This window comes from Streptomyces sp. RPT161, from assembly GCF_027533845.1.
GTDB lineage: Bacteria > Actinomycetota > Actinomycetes > Streptomycetales > Streptomycetaceae > Streptantibioticus_A > Streptantibioticus_A silvisoli_A.
On record NZ_JAPZVN010000001.1, the window covers coordinates 185,065 to 199,470 of the forward strand.

General features: G+C 70.9%; 12 protein-coding genes and 1 tRNA gene. 1 reads left to right on the forward strand and 12 read right to left on the reverse strand.

The genetic code is table 11. The annotated features are described in order from the left end of the window. Window position 1: 1 nt before the first annotated feature. From O5O46_RS00765 to O5O46_RS00820, 12 genes are all read right to left on the reverse strand, one after another. Window positions 2-649 (reverse strand): L-threonylcarbamoyladenylate synthase, encoded by a 648-nt coding sequence (locus O5O46_RS00765; RefSeq protein WP_269853200.1) that lies wholly within the window; start codon window positions 647-649, stop codon window positions 2-4. Between the two features lie 141 nt (window positions 650-790). Continuing rightward, window positions 791-1,636, reverse strand: a complete 846-nt coding sequence (gene prmC, locus O5O46_RS00770; RefSeq protein ID WP_269853201.1) for a peptide chain release factor N(5)-glutamine methyltransferase — start codon at window positions 1,634-1,636, stop codon at window positions 791-793. Window positions 1,637-1,675: 39 nt separating this feature from the next. Beyond that, window positions 1,676-2,746 (reverse strand): peptide chain release factor 1, encoded by a 1,071-nt coding sequence (prfA, locus tag O5O46_RS00775; protein WP_269853202.1) that lies wholly within the window; start codon window positions 2,744-2,746, stop codon window positions 1,676-1,678. Between the two features lie 99 nt (window positions 2,747-2,845). Next, window positions 2,846-3,070: a 50S ribosomal protein L31 gene (rpmE, locus tag O5O46_RS00780; protein WP_269853203.1), complete on the reverse strand. Its 225-nt coding sequence runs from the start codon at window positions 3,068-3,070 to the stop codon at window positions 2,846-2,848. A 165-nt stretch (window positions 3,071-3,235) separates the two neighbouring features. Continuing rightward, the gene (locus tag O5O46_RS00785) at window positions 3,236-4,333 is read right to left on the reverse strand and encodes an LCP family protein (protein ID WP_269853204.1); all 1,098 of its coding nucleotides are present in this window, start codon (window positions 4,331-4,333) and stop codon (window positions 3,236-3,238) included. Window positions 4,334-4,569: 236 nt separating this feature from the next. After that, window positions 4,570-6,534, reverse strand: coding sequence for a transcription termination factor Rho (rho, locus tag O5O46_RS00790; RefSeq protein WP_269853205.1), 1,965 nt, complete (start codon window positions 6,532-6,534; stop codon window positions 4,570-4,572). A gap of 507 nt (window positions 6,535-7,041) precedes the next feature. Further along, on the reverse strand, window positions 7,042-7,992 hold the full coding sequence (gene thrB, locus O5O46_RS00795; RefSeq protein ID WP_269853206.1) for a homoserine kinase: 951 nt from the start codon (window positions 7,990-7,992) through the stop codon (window positions 7,042-7,044). 396 nt (window positions 7,993-8,388) lie between these two features. Continuing rightward, window positions 8,389-9,480 (reverse strand): threonine synthase, encoded by a 1,092-nt coding sequence (gene thrC, locus O5O46_RS00800; RefSeq protein WP_269853207.1) that lies wholly within the window; start codon window positions 9,478-9,480, stop codon window positions 8,389-8,391. A gap of 6 nt (window positions 9,481-9,486) precedes the next feature. After that, window positions 9,487-10,833, reverse strand: a complete 1,347-nt coding sequence (locus tag O5O46_RS00805; protein ID WP_269853208.1) for a homoserine dehydrogenase — start codon at window positions 10,831-10,833, stop codon at window positions 9,487-9,489. A gap of 124 nt (window positions 10,834-10,957) precedes the next feature. Continuing rightward, the gene (lysA, locus tag O5O46_RS00810; protein WP_269853209.1) at window positions 10,958-12,349 is read right to left on the reverse strand and encodes a diaminopimelate decarboxylase; all 1,392 of its coding nucleotides are present in this window, start codon (window positions 12,347-12,349) and stop codon (window positions 10,958-10,960) included. 16 nt (window positions 12,350-12,365) lie between these two features. Beyond that, entirely contained in the window at window positions 12,366-13,382 is a 1,017-nt protein-coding gene (gene nrtL / locus O5O46_RS00815; protein WP_269853210.1) for an ArgS-related anticodon-binding protein NrtL, read from the reverse strand. 63 nt (window positions 13,383-13,445) lie between these two features. Further along, on the reverse strand, window positions 13,446-13,880 hold the full coding sequence (locus O5O46_RS00820; protein WP_269853211.1) for a response regulator: 435 nt from the start codon (window positions 13,878-13,880) through the stop codon (window positions 13,446-13,448). A gap of 186 nt (window positions 13,881-14,066) precedes the next feature. On the opposite strand from O5O46_RS00820, the gene O5O46_RS00825 reads away from it, so the two are divergent. Further along, window positions 14,067-14,138, forward strand: a tRNA-Arg gene (locus tag O5O46_RS00825). Window positions 14,139-14,406: the final 268 nt, after the last annotated feature.

A 14,406-nucleotide genomic window follows, 5' to 3' on the forward strand; every position in this document is an offset into this window, starting at 1 on the left:
CTCACGCCGACTCCTCCAGCTCGGGTACGACCTCGCGCAGCTGCGCGGCGCTGAGCGCACCGGCCCGCAGCAGCACCGGTACCTTGCCGGTGACGTCCACGATCGAGGACGGCACGGCGTCCGGGGTCGGGCCGCCGTCGAGGTAGACGGAGACCGAGTCGCCGAGCATGTTCTGGGCGGCGTCGCAGGTCTGCGGGGACGGCTGTCCGGTCAGGTTGGCGCTGGAGACGGCCATCGGCCCGGTCTCGGTGAGCAGTTCGATGGCGACCGGGTGCAGCGGCATCCGGATCGCGACCGTGCCGCGGGTGTCGCCGAGGTCCCACTGGAGCGACGGCTGGTGGCGGGCGACCAGGGTCAGCGCGCCCGGCCAGAACGCGTCCACCAGCTCCCACGCCAGCTCGGAGAAGTCGGTGACCAGGCCGTGCAGCGTGTTGGGGGAGCCGACCAGCACCGGCGAGGGCATGTTGCGGCCCCGGCCCTTGGCCTGCAGCAGGTCGCCGACCGCCTCGCCGTTGAAGGCGTCCGCGCCGATGCCGTACACGGTGTCGGTGGGCAGCACCACGAGCTCACCGCGGCGCACCGCCGAGGCGGCCTCACGCAGCCCGGTGGCGCGGTCGGACGCGTCGGAGCAGTCGTAACGCCGAGCCATTAGCTGTCCTCCATCTGATGGACCTGGGGGTTGTACGGGGGTTCCGGGTTCACGACGTCGCCCTGCGGGCGGTGGTACTGCGATCTTCCGGAGGACAACCCCCGGAACCCCGGCCTTCGAGGGCGGGGTGATCCAGCGTGGTCATGGCGTCGCCTTACGGGCGGTCGTGAATCTCGGGCGGTTGTTCAGGTCGCGGTGGTCGGCCGCGTCGGCCCAGCCGGTCTCCTCGTTGAAGATCCAGGGGACCTGGTGGCCCTGGGTGTCGGCGTGTTCCACCACCACGACACCGCCGGGCCGCAGCAGCCGGTGCGCGGTGCGCTCCAGGCCGCGGATGGTGTCCAGACCGTCCTCGCCGGAGAAGAGGGCGAGCTGCGGATCATGGTCCCTGGCCTCGGGCGCCACGTACTCCCACTCGGTCAGCGGGATGTACGGCGGGTTGCTGATCACCAGGTCGAACTGGCCGTTCAACTCGGGCAGCGCGGACAGCGCGTCCCCCTGGTGCAGCGTCACCCGGGAGCCCTCGACGTTCTTGCGCGTCCAGTGCAGCGCGCCCTCGTCCAGCTCCACCGCGTGCACCCGGGACCGCGGCACCTCCTGCGCCAGCGCCAGCGCGATCGCGCCGGAGCCGGTGCACAGGTCGACGATGAGCGGCTCGGCGACGTCCATCGCCCGTACCGCGTCTATCGCCCAGCCGACCACCGACTCGGTCTCCGGCCGGGGCACGAACACCCCTGGCCCGACCTGGAGTTCCAGGTACCGGAAGAAGGCGCGGCCGGTGATGTGCTGGAGCGGCTCGCGGTTCTCCCGCCGGGCGACCGCCTCCCAGTACCGGGCGTCGAAGTCGGCGTCGGCGACGTTGTGCAGCTCACCGCGCTTGACCCCGTGCACGTACGCGGCCAGTTCCTCCGCGTCGAAACGGGGTGAGGGCACACCGGCATCGGCCAACCGCTGGGTGGCCTGGGCCACCTCCGCGAGCAGCAGGTTCACGCGCGATCCGTCCTTCTCGGTGAGCCGTTTTGGGCGGCCTTACTGTGCCGCGGCCAGCTTCGCCGCGGCGTCGGCGTCGACGCACGCCTGGATGACGGCGTCGAGGTCCCCGTCGAGTACCTGGTCCAAGTTGTACGCCTTGAAGCCCACCCGGTGGTCCGAGATCCGGTTCTCGGGGAAGTTGTACGTCCGGATCCGCTCCGAGCGGTCCACGGTGCGGACCTGGCTGCGGCGCGCGTCCGACGCCTCCCGCTCGGCCTCCTCCTGGGCGGCGGCCAGCAGCCGGGAACGCAGGATGCGCATCGCCTGCTCCTTGTTCTGCAGCTGGCTCTTCTCGTTCTGGCAGGAGACCACGATGCCGGTGGGCAGGTGGGTGATGCGCACCGCGGAGTCGGTGGTGTTCACCGACTGGCCGCCGGGGCCCGACGAGCGGTAGACGTCGATACGCAGGTCGTTGGTGCTGATCTCCACCTCGACCTCCTCGGCCTCCGGGGTGACCAGCACACCCGCGGCCGAGGTGTGGATCCGGCCCTGGGACTCGGTGGCGGGCACCCGCTGTACCCGGTGCACGCCGCCCTCGTACTTCAGCCGGGCCCAGACGCCCTGGCCGGGCTCGCTGTTGCCCCTGGCCTTGACCGCGACCTGTACGTCCTTGTAGCCGCCGAGGTCGGACTCGTTGGAGTCCAGGATCTCGGTCTTCCAGCCGACCCGCTCGGCGTACCGCAGGTACATCCGCAGCAGGTCTCCGGCGAACAGCGCGGACTCCTCGCCGCCCTCGCCCGCCTTGACCTCAAGGATCACGTCCTTGTCGTCGTTGGGGTCACGCGGCACCAGCAGCAGTCGCAGCCGGTCGGTGAGCCCCTCGCGGTGCTGCTCCAACTGCTTGACCTCAGCGGCGAACTCCGGGTCGGCCTGGCCGAGTTCACGGGCGGTCTCGATGTCGTCGCCCGCCTGCTTCCACTCCCGGTACGTGCCGACTATGGGGGTCAGCTCGGCGTAACGCTTGTTGAGCCTGCGCGCCTCGGCCTGGTCGGCGTGGACCGCCGGGTCGGCAAGCCGCTTCTCGAGGTCGGCGTGCTCGCCGATCAGTTCCTCGACCGCCTCGAACATCTTCGGTTCCCTTGTTACGTACGGGATTGGGGACGAACGCCAAAAAGCCGGTCCGGCCGCCCCCGAGCAGGGGCGACCGAGGACCGGCGTACGGACCCGCTACTTCTTGGCGGAACCGGCGTTCTTGCCGAAGCGGGCCTCGAAGCGGGCGACGCGACCGCCGGTGTCGAGGATCTTCTGCTTGCCGGTGTAGAAGGGGTGGCACTCGGAGCACACGTCGGCACGGATGGTGCCGTCGGCGACGGTGCTACGGGTGGTGAACGACGCGCCACAGGTGCAGCTGACCTGGGTCTCGACGTACTCCGGGTGAATCTCGCGCTTCAAGGGATCTCCTAGGTTCGGGAGGGCGCCGGGTCGCACCGCGGGATTGCGGGACGTGAACCGGGGCCGACGTACCAGTCTGCCAGCACTGGCCCGTACTCCCAAAACCGGGAGCCCGGACCACCTATTCCCGGCCGGGATCCGGGAGCGGGGCACCGGACGAAACGCCTACTTCACCCAGCCGCGCGCCAGTGCCTCGTCCCCGGCGGAGCCCTGCTTGGCCCGCGCCGGAACCGGGCGGTCCGCCCGGAGCGCCGACCAGACGAGTTCGGCCTTGCCCTCCATGGGGACGACCCGGTTCGGATCGGTCTGGTCGTACTGGACCGGCATGGTCACCATGTCCAGATCACCGGACCCGATGTCCTTCAGGCTCGACGCGAAGCCCGCCAGCGCGTTCACCGACGCCAGCTCGGAGTCGGTGGTGAGCGCCTTGGTCGCGGTGTCCGCGACGTCGTAGAGCTTGGCCGGGTTGGTCAGCATCCCCACGTCGTGCGCCTGGCCCAGCAGCGCCTTGACGAACGCCTGCTGCAGCTGGATGCGGCCCAGGTCGCTGCCGTCCCCCACACCGTGCCGGGTGCGGACCAGGCCCAGCGCCTGCTCGCCGTCGAGGTTGTGGGTGCCGGCCGGCAGGTCGAGGTGGCTGTCCTTGTCGTTGATCGGCTTGGTGGTGGTGACCGGCACCCCGCCCATCGCGTTGATCAGGTTCTTGAAGCCGGTGAAGTCCACCTCGATGTAGTGGTCCATGCGGATCCCGGTCATCGACTCGACCGTCTTGACCGCGCAGGCCGGGCCGCCGACCGAGTACGCGTCGTTGAACATGTCGCTGGGCGAGGCGGGCACCGTGGTCCCGTCGGACTTGGTGCAGGCCGGGCGGTGGACGAGGGTGTCCCGCGGAATGCTCACCACCGTGGCCTTGCGGTGGCCGTTGTACAGGTGGACGATCATCGCGGTGTCGGACCGGGCGCCGCCCTCGTCCCGGCCGTACTGGCCGTTCTTGCCGGCCCGCGAGTCGGAGCCGAGCACGAGGATGTCCATCGAGCCGTTGTCGATGTTCTTCGGGCGGTCCTTGCCCAGCTGGGCGTTGATGTCGACGCCGGTGATGTTGCCGTTCAGCCTGAGGTAGACGTACCCGAGGCCCACGCCACCGAGGACCACGGCCCCGGCGAGCGCCCAAGCGGTGATCCGCAGCGCCCTGCGGCGCGGCTTGCGGCGACGGCCCGGGCCGCGCAGTATGCGGCCGGTCGTCGGCTTGTCGTTGTCGCCCATCTGCCCTCGCTTCTTCCTCCGGCTACCCCCAATCGCCACGCGAATGCCGTCGTAACGGACCATTCCGGGGTGTCAGACGTCTGCTCGCTCCGCACCAGTTCCAGTCCCTGAAGTGGCGAACGTCTCGTATGCCTGCCTTGCACCGGCACACAGCGAGGGCAGAAGGAGGACAGAGGAAAAGGGGCCGCCCCCGTCACCGAAGTGACGGGGGCGGCCCCGGCGGCACAACTCGCCTGTCAGTCGCCGCCGTTGCCCGGCGTCGTCTTGGCGATCTGCATCAGGAACTCGGCGTTGGACTTGGTCTGCTTCATCTTGTCCAGCAGCAGCTCGATCGCCTGCTGCGAGTCCAGCGCGTGCAGCACCCGGCGCAGCTTCCACACGATGCTGAGCTCCTCCGGCGCCAGCAGGATCTCCTCCTTGCGGGTGCCGGACGGGTCGACGTCCACCGCGGGGAAGATCCGCTTGTCGGCGAGCTTGCGGTCCAGCCGCAGCTCCATGTTGCCGGTGCCCTTGAACTCCTCGAAGATCACCTCGTCCATCCGCGAGCCGGTCTCGACCAGCGCGGTGGCCAGGATGGTCAGCGAACCGCCGTCCTCGATGTTGCGCGCGGCACCGAAGAACTTCTTCGGCGGGTACAGCGCGGTGGAGTCCACACCACCGGACAGGATGCGGCCGGAGGCGGGCGCGGCCAGGTTGTACGCCCGGCCCAGACGGGTGATGGAGTCCAGCAGCACGACCACGTCGTGGCCCAGCTCCACCAGGCGCTTGGCGCGCTCGATGGCCAGCTCCGCGACCGTGGTGTGGTCCTCGGCCGGGCGGTCGAAGGTCGAGGAGATGACCTCGCCCTTGACCGACCGCTGCATGTCGGTGACCTCTTCCGGACGCTCGTCGACCAGGACGACCATCAGGTGGCACTCGGGGTTGTTGTGGGTGATCGCGTTGGCGATCGCCTGCATGATCATGGTCTTGCCGGTCTTCGGCGGGGCCACGATCAGACCGCGCTGGCCCTTGCCGATCGGCGCGACCAGGTCGATGATCCGCGGGGTCAGCTGGTTCGGCTCGTTCTCCAGCCGCAGCCGCTCCTGCGGGTACAGCGGGGTGAGCTTGCCGAACTCCGGCCGCCCCCGGCCGGTTTCGGGCGCCATGCCGTTCACGGAGTCGAGCCGGACGAGGGCGTTGAACTTCTCCCGTCGCTCGCCGTCCTTCGGCTGCCGCACCGCACCGGTGACGTGGTCGCCCTTGCGCAGGCCGTTCTTGCGGACCTGGGCCAGCGAGACGTACACGTCGTTCGGGCCCGGCAGGTAGCCGGAGGTGCGGATGAACGCGTAGTTGTCCAGGATGTCGAGGATGCCGGCGACCGGGATCAGCACGTCGTCCTCGGCCAGCTGCGGCTCGCCCGCGAAGTCCTCCCGGCCCCGGCGGCCGCGACGGTCGCGATACCGGCCCCGGCGACCACGGCGGCCGCCCTCGAAGTCATCGTCGCCCTGACCCTGTCGGTCTTGTCGGTCCTGGCGGTCCTGGCGGTCGCCCTGACCGGCGGCGCCCTCCTCGCCACGGCGGCGGTCCCGCTGGCGGTCCCTGCGGCCCTCGCGGTCACCGCGCTCGCCGCGCTCCTGGCGGTCGCCCTTCTGGCGGTCCCGGCGGCCCTCGCGGTCGCCCTGGCCCTGTTCGGCGGCCTCGCCCTTGCCCTGCTCGGCGGGCGCGGCCTTGGGCTCGACGGTGGCGGTGGCCGTGGCGGCGGACTGCTCGGCGGCCTTCGGCTCGGCCTTCTCGGCGACGGCCTTGTCGGCGGCGGTACGGCGGCCACGGCGCTCGGCGGCGGGCTTCTCACCGGCGGGCTGGCCCGGAATGTCGATCTGCTGCTGGCCCTCGGCGGGCGCGGCCTTGGGCTCGGCGGCGGCCTCACCGGTGCGCGTCCGCGAGGTGGTGCGGCGCTTGGGCTTCTCGGCGGCGGGCGCGGCGGCGGTCGAGCCGCCGCCCGCCTGCCGCTCCTTGATGACCTCGATCAACTGGCCCTTGCGCATCCGCGCGGTGCCCTTGATTCCGAGTGCCGAGGCCACCTGCTGGAGCTCAGCGAGGACCATGCCCTCAAGGCCGGTGCCAGACCGGCGACGCCTGGTGGCAGTACCGCTGGCAGGCGCGGCGGCATCGGATGCGGCGGCAGCGCTGTCTGCGCGCATCAGATCGGTGGTGTCGCTCACGAAGGGTCCTTCCCTGGAGCGGGCGTCGGCCTGATCGGCTCGGCGACCGGTTGTGCTGTCCGGATTCCGGGCTTTCGTTGCGGTGCCCGGATCCGGGGCGGTGGTCCGCCTGATGGCGGGAGAAATAACTGCGTGGTGGTTTCGGTGCGATGAGGTCACACGAAGATGGCCGATCCTTCGCACCTAACTCCGGAGCGTGCTCGGCACTGCAAAGGCAGGCTGCTCAGGCAGTGTGGGAGGCTCCCGGAAGAATGGCGGTCCCGCGACGGAACACCCCGATACGGGACACACAGCACCGCGGCACCATACACATGCATGGTCCGTCGAGTGCAGACTTGAGGTTAACACTACCTGATCCAACAAATATTCCCCCTCTCCGCGCCCGGCAATCGTGCTTCGGGACTGTGCCGGTCGTACCGCCGGTGCGGCGGGTACGGGGCGCGGTGCTGCCGCGCGCAGTTCTTCCCTTGTCGCCCATTGGCTCAAACCCCCGCCTCGTCCCCCGGGTCATTGGACGGCCGCTCCCGAGGCGTCCGTACCCGCACTGGCCAACGGGAGCACACAGGCCCCCGAAGCATCCATCGTCAGCCGGTTGGCCGCCCAGCCCGCTCCGGCCACCGCCGCCACCTTGTCCGCCGTAGCGTCCTCCGCCAGCGCCAGTACGGTAGGCCCGGCACCGGAGATGACGGCCGGTACGCCATCCGCGCGCAACCGGTTGACCAGCGCGACGCTCTCCGGCATCGCCGGTTCCCGGTACTCCTGGTGCAGCCGGTCCTCGGTGGCCGCCAGCAGCAGTTCCGGGCGCCGGGTCAGCGCCTCCACCAGCAGCGCGGCGCGCCCGGCGTTGACCGCCGCGTCCACGTGCGGAACGGTGCGCGGCAGCAGTCCCCGCGCGGTCTCGGTGAGCACCGGCTTGGCCGGTACGAAGACCACCGGGACGACGGACGGCGCCGGGTCCATCCGGATCGCTCTGGCCGCTCCGGACTCGGTCCAGGCCAGAGTGAATCCGCCGAGCAGACAGGCCGCCACGTTATCCGGGTGGCCCTCGATCTCCGTGGCCAGTTCCAGCATCGCCGTGTCGTCCAGCCGCTCGGGCCCGCCTATCGTCACCGCGCGGGCGGCCATGATGCCCGCGCAGATGGCGGCGGACGACGAGCCCAGGCCGCGGCCGTGCGGAATGCGGTTGGCGCACACCACCTCAAGGCCCCGCGGCTGTCCGCCGAGCAGGTCGAAGGTGGTGCGCAGGGACCGTACGACCAGGTGCCGCTCGTCGCGGCTGAGGGTGTCGGCGCCTTCCCCCGCGATGTCGACGTGCAGCCCGCAGTCGGCGACCCGGACCACGACGTCGTCGTACAGTCCCAGGGCCAGGCCGAGGGCGTCGAAGCCCGGTCCGAGGTTGGCGCTGGTCGCGGGGGTGCGCACTCGGACGGCGGCTGCGCGGAAGGCTGGACCGGCCATCGGTCGAAGAGTCTCCTTGTGTGGCAAGTGCAGTGCTGCCTCGGGGCCTTGGCGTCATCGGCCGATGGCAACGCGAGGGCTTGTCCGTCGCCCGGAGGCGAACGGTGGCGACACGGGCCAATGCCAATGGCATGGGCCGGAGCGGCACACGACGGCGCCGATAGGTGCCAGCCTATCGAAGGAAGGTTCTGCTGCGACATAGGGCGCACACACGGCGCGCGATGCGTGTCGCACGCCGTGCCATGCGCTCCCCGCAGGTCGGGCGGTCCTTCGACGGGTCGCGGTGATCGCGGCCGCTGACAGCTGCCCCGACACCGCCGGTCCACACCATCGTGGTCGCTCACCGTCGCGGCGGCCTTCCTCCGGGGGCAAGCCCCCACGGTCCCGGGAGGAGGCTTACGCCAACCCCAGCCGCTCGGCCGCGGCGTCGGCGTCCACCGGAACGGTGATCGGCTGCGGTGCGCCGGCGACCGCCCAGTCCGGGTCCTTCAGGCCGTTTCCGGTCACCGTGCAGACGATCCGCTGGCCCGGGTCGACCCTGCCCTCCTCCGCGGCCTTGAGCAGACCGGCCACCGAGGCGGCCGAGGCAGGTTCCACGAAGACGCCCTCACGCGAGGCCAACAGCCGGTAGGCCGACAGGATTTGACGGTCCGTCACAGCTTCGATCAGGCCGCCGGACTCGTCCCTGGCCGCCTCCGCGAACTTCCAGGAGGCGGGGTTGCCGATCCGGATCGCGGTGGCGATGGTCTGCGGGTTGCGCACCGGGGCACCGGTGACGATCGGCGCGGAACCGGCTGCCTGGAATCCCCACATCCGGGGCGTACGGGTGGCCATGCCGTCGGCCGCGTACTCCCGGTAGCCCTTCCAGTAGGCGGTGATGTTGCCCGCGTTGCCCACCGGGAGCACATGGATGTCGGGCGCGTCGCCGAGCGCGTCCACGATCTCGAACGCGGCGGTCTTCTGCCCCTCGATGCGCACCGGGTTGACCGAATTCACCAGCGCCACCGGGTACTTCTCGGACAGTCCGCGGGCGAGATCCAGACAGTCGTCGAAGTTCCCGTCGACCTGGAGGATCCGCGAGCCGTGCACCAGCGCCTGGCCCATCTTGCCGAGCGCGATCTTCCCCTGCGGAACCAGCACCGCGCAGACCATCCCGGCCCGTACCGCGTAAGCCGCCGCGGACGCCGAGGTGTTGCCGGTGGACGCGCAGATCACCGCCTGGGCACCGGCCTCCTTGGCCTTGGAGATGGCCATGGTCATGCCGCGGTCCTTGAACGAACCGGTGGGGTTGGCCCCCTCGACCTTCAAGTAGACGTCACAGCCGGTGCGTTCGGAGAGCAGCTGCGCGGGAACGAGCGGGGTGCCACCCTCCAGCAGCGTGACCACGGGGGTCTCGGCGGTCACCGGGAGCCGGTCCCGGTACTCCTCGATGATGCCGCGCCACTGGTGGGTGCCGGACATTCGTGGCCGATCGACAACTGCGTTCATCTCGGATTACTCCCCTTCCACACGCATGATGCTCGCGACGCCCCGTACGGTGTCGAGTTTCCGCAGGGCCTCGACGGTCGCCGACAGGGCGGCGTCGGGCGCGCGGTGGGTGACGACGACGAGCGACGCCTCGCCGCCCGCCCCTCGCCCGCCGCCCTCGAACGAGGCGCCTTCGGCGCCGCTGTGACGTTCCTTGGCCTGCTGGCGGACCGTGTCGATGGACACGTCGTGCTCCGCGAAGACCGTGGCGACCTGGGCGAGTACGCCGGGTTTGTCGGCCACGTCCAGGCTGATGTGGTAGCGCGTGACCACCTCGCCCATCGGGCTCACCGGCAGCTGGGTGTACGCGGACTCGCCCACGCCGGTGGTGGTCGCCAGCTTGTTGCGGCAGGCCGCCACCAGGTCGCCGAGGACCGCGGAGGCGGTCGGCGCGCCGCCCGCGCCGGGCCCGTAGAACATCAACTGCCCGGCCGCGTCGGCCTCCACGAAGACCGCGTTGTACGCCTCGCGGACGCTGGCCAGCGGGTGGCTGAGCGGGATCATCGCCGGGTGGACGCGCGCGGTCACCGACCTGCCGTCCGCGCTGCGCTCGCAGATCGCCAGCAGCTTGACCGTGCAGCCCATCCGCTTGGCCGAGGCGATGTCGGCGGCGGTGACCTCGGTGAGGCCCTCGCGGTGCACGTCGTCGATGGTGACGCGGGTGTGGAAGGCGATCCCGGCCAGGATCGCGGCCTTGGCGGCGGCGTCGAACCCCTCGACGTCGGCGGTCGGGTCGGCCTCCGCGTAACCCAGCGCGGTGGCCTCGTCCAGCGCCTCGGAGTACCCGGCGCCGGTGCTGTCCATCCGGTCGAGGATGAAGTTGGTGGTGCCGTTGACGATGCCCAGCACCCGGTTGACCTTGTCACCGGCGAGCGACTCGCGCAGCGGCCGGATCAGCGGGATGGCACCGGCCACCGCGGCCTCGTAGTACAGGTCCACGCCGTGCTCCACGGCGGCGGCGTGCAGCGTGGCGCCGTCGGCGGCGAGCAGCGCCTTGTTGGCGGAGACCACGCTGGCTCCGTGCTCGAACGCCGTGGTGATCAGGGTGCGCACCGGCTCGATGCCGCCGATGACCTCCACCACCACGTCGATGTCGCCGCGTTTGACCAGGGCGGTGGCGTCGGTGGTGATCAGCTCGGCGGGTACGCCCTTGCGCACCCGGTCCGGTCGGCGCACCGCGATCCCGGCCAGCTCCACCGGGGCGCCGATCCGGGCCGTGAGGTCGTCCGCGTGCGTCGTCATGATGCGCGCCACCTCTGAGCCGACCACTCCACAGCCCAGCAGCGCCACCTTCAGCGGACGCGTACGCATCATCCGACCTCGTCTCTCAGCAATTCCTTGAACAACTTTTTGAGTTTAAGCTGCAACCAGTCCTGTCAGTCTCGCCGACCGGACGGAGGATTCCCTCCCCCGTCCAGCATCCGAGACCAGGATCTTGCTAGCCGATATCGAGCCGCAGAAGATCCTCCTCCGTCTCCCGCCGCACGATCACCCGCGCCTGCCCGTCCTTGACCACCACCACCGGGGGGCGCAGCGCGTGGTTGTAGTTGCTGGCCATGGAACGGCAGTACGCGCCCGTGGCGGGCACCGCCAGCAGATCGCCCGGCGCCAGGTCCGAGGGCAGGAACGCGTCCCGCACCACGATGTCACCGGACTCACAGTGCTTTCCGACCACCCGGGTGAGCATCGGCGCCGCGTCGGAGGAACGGGAGACCAACGCCACGCTGTACTCGGCGTCGTAGAGCGCGGTGCGGATGTTGTCCGACATACCGCCGTCAACGCTGACGTAGGTACGCAGACCCTCCAGCGGCTTGATGGTGCCGACCTCGTACAGCGTGAACGCCGTCGGGCCGACGATCGCCCGGCCGGGCTCAACCGACAGCCGCGGCACGGAAAGCCCGGCCGCCGCGCACTCCCGGGTGACGATCTCGGCCAGCGCCTTGGCGATCTCGTGCGGCTCGCGCGGGTCGTCCTCCGAGGTGTAGGCGATGCCCAGACCGCCGCCGAGGTCGATCTCCGGCAGCTCCACACCGTGCTCGTCCCGCACCTGCTTCAGCAGCCCGACCACGCGGTGCGCGGCCACCTCGAACCCCGAGGTGTCGAAGATCTGCGATCCGATGTGCGAGTGGATGCCGATGAGTTCGAGGCTGTCCAGCATCAGCGTCCGGCGCACCGCCTCGGCGGCCTGGCCGTCGGCCAGCGCCACGCCGAACTTCTGGTCCTCGTGGGCGGTGGCGATGAACTCGTGGGTGTGCGCCTCGACGCCGACGGTCACCCGGATCTGCACCCGCTGCCGCTTGCCGAGCCGCTCGGCGATCCCGGCGACCCGGACGATCTCCTGGAACGAGTCGAGCACTATCCGCCCGACGCCCGCCTCGACCGCCCGCTCGATCTCCCGGACGCTCTTGTTGTTGCCGTGCAGCGCGATCCGCTCGGCGGGCATACCGGCCGACAGCGCGGTGGCCAACTCCCCCTCGGAGCAGACGTCGAGGTTGAGCCCCTCCTCGTGCAGCCAGCGCACCACCGCACGGGAGAGGAAGGCCTTGCCCGCGTAGAAGACGTCGGCGTCCGGGCCGAACGCCTCCCGCCAGGCGCGGCAGCGGCCCCGGAAGTCGTCCTCGTCGAGAACGTACGCCGGAGTGCCGAACTCCGCGGCCAGCGACCGGACATCGATCCCGCCCACCTCGGCCGCGCCGTCGGCGTTGCGGGTGACGGTACGGGACCAGACCTTCGGGTCGAGCGCGTTGAGGTCGGTGGGCGGCGCGGTGTAGTGGCCCTCGGGCAGAACGTCGGCGTAGCGGGGCCCAGCGGGGTGTGCGGAACGGGACATGGTGCTCTGAAACTCCTCAGAGGTGTTCGGGCGCGGAGACGCCGAGCAGGGTCAGGCCGCCCGCGAGCACCGTCCCGGCCGCTTCGGCGAGCGACAGCCGGGCCCGGTGGGCGGCCGAGGGTTTCTCGTCACCGCGGGGCAGATGCGGACACATGTCATGGCAGGCGAAGAAGGCGTCGGCCGTCTGCTCCAGGTGCCGGGCGACCCGGTCCGGGGAGCGGTGCCGGGCGGCGGCCTCCACGATGCGCGGGAAGTCGGCGATCACACCGAGCAGCCGGTGCTCCGCCGGATGCCCGTAGCGGCCGTCGGGATCCGGCGCGATGCCCAGGTCCCGGGCGTTGCGCAGCAGGGCACGGGTACGGGCATGGGCGTACTGGACGCGGAAGAGGGGGTTCGACTCCCGCTGGGCCAGGAGCTCGGCGGGGTCCAGCCGGGGGAGGTCGCCGGGGGGCGGGCGCAGCAGGGCCCAGCGGGTGGCGTCGGGAGTCAGGGCCGAGAGGCGTTCGGCGCGGGCGCCCGGGTCGGCGGTGGGGTACTCATGCCCCGAGCGTGCTGGCCGTACCCGTACCGCCTCCGGTGGCCCCTCCTGCGCCCCGCACGCCCGCAGCAGCCGGTTGCCCGCCTCGGCTACGGCTGCGGCACGCGGTTCGCCGTCGTGTGTGAGGGTGACGCGGGTACCGGCCAACGAGCTGTTGCGGCCGTAGGCCGCGCCCCGCGCCAGCACCTCCCGTACCAGTCCGGCGTGCGCGGCGGCTTCGAGCGTGATGTTCAGGAACCCCGGATCGGCGATCTCCACCCGGGCGATCCCGGGGCAGCGGGCGAGCCGCCCGGCCAGGATCTCCGCGACCTGCCGCGGCTGCCGCCCCGCCGCCCTGGCGAGCCGCAGCGCAACGTTGGTCGCGTAGTCCCCCTGCCGCGGTCCGCGCGGGCGCTCCACGACGACCCGCTCGGGCACGGCCACCCGCAGCTCATCAGCCTCCACGGCATGGCGGACCGTACTCAGCACGGTCCGGGAGAGCTCGGCGGGGGTCACAAGGAAAGCGTAGGCGAGAAGGGGGGTGGTCCCGCGAATGGGTTTCACGTACTGGGCAGTCGCCTACGAGCACCGGGGGCTCGACGCCGGAAGCCCCTCCGACTCCTCGGCATCGGCCGCGGGACCGGCGTGCATCAGTCGCCGTACCATCCGCACCAGCTCCGCGGGCTCGAACGGCTTGGCGAGGAAAGCATCCACCGCGGCCCGCTCCCCGTCCTCGACCTCCGGCCGACTGCACGCGCTGACGATCGCGATCCGCAGATGCCGGGTGCGCGGATCGGCCCGCAACCGGGCGGCGGCCCGCAGCCCGTCCATCCGCGGCATGACGACGTCCAGGGTGACCACGTCGGGCCGCACCTGGTGCACGATGTCCAGGCACTCCGCACCATCAGCCGCGGTCACGACCTCGAAACCCTCCAGTTCGAGGTTGACCCTGATCAGCTGTCGGATGACCTTGTTGTCGTCGACGACAAGAACCCGCCCGGACGCGCCCTGCACACCTGAAGCCTAGGCGCGCACCACCGGTTGCGTCCGCGTTTTACCCACTTCTTCCCCGTGCGAGGGAGCTTTCCGCAACGCACGGACGCACCCCCGAACCATGCGGTACCCCCCACAAAAACCCTGTACACACCCACCCTCCAGAAGCTGGTAGGGTTCTACCCGTCGCCGCCACAAGGCCGACAAGCCCCCGTAGCTCAGGGGATAGAGCAACGGCCTCCGGAGCCGTGTGCGCAGGTTCGAATCCTGCCGGGGGCACCTTGATTCAGGTGCCGAAAGACCCCGCGCCCAGCGAGAACGCTGGTGGCGGGGTCTTTGTGCATGCGGTGCCATGACGGTGATCACGTACGCGGGTCAGCGTGGCGTTTCGAGGAGGGGGAAACGTGGTGGCCGAGCAGCGCGTGGCATGCGGGTTGTCCCTTGTCGCCGCCGCGGGGATGTTGGCCGGGTGCGGCCACGCGCCGGGCGCGCCTCGGGTGGCGCCGTCGGTGTACTCCACGCCGGATGGGGCCGAGCCGGTCGTTCC

Bases quoted from the DNA above. Each gene is read 5' to 3' on its own strand.
- thrB (WP_269853206.1), bottom strand. From the start codon at position 7,992: ATGGCCGGTCCAGCCTTCCGCGCAGCCGCCGTCCGAGTGCGCACCCCC.
- lysA (WP_269853209.1), bottom strand. From the start codon at position 12,349: ATGTCCCGTTCCGCACACCCCGCTGGGCCCCGCTACGCCGACGTTCTG.
- prfA (WP_269853202.1), bottom strand. From the start codon at position 2,746: ATGTTCGAGGCGGTCGAGGAACTGATCGGCGAGCACGCCGACCTCGAG.
- thrC (WP_269853207.1), bottom strand. From the start codon at position 9,480: ATGAACGCAGTTGTCGATCGGCCACGAATGTCCGGCACCCACCAGTGG.
- O5O46_RS00805 (WP_269853208.1), bottom strand. From the start codon at position 10,833: ATGATGCGTACGCGTCCGCTGAAGGTGGCGCTGCTGGGCTGTGGAGTG.
- O5O46_RS00785 (WP_269853204.1), bottom strand. From the start codon at position 4,333: ATGGGCGACAACGACAAGCCGACGACCGGCCGCATACTGCGCGGCCCG.
- O5O46_RS00765 (WP_269853200.1), bottom strand. From the start codon at position 649: ATGGCTCGGCGTTACGACTGCTCCGACGCGTCCGACCGCGCCACCGGG.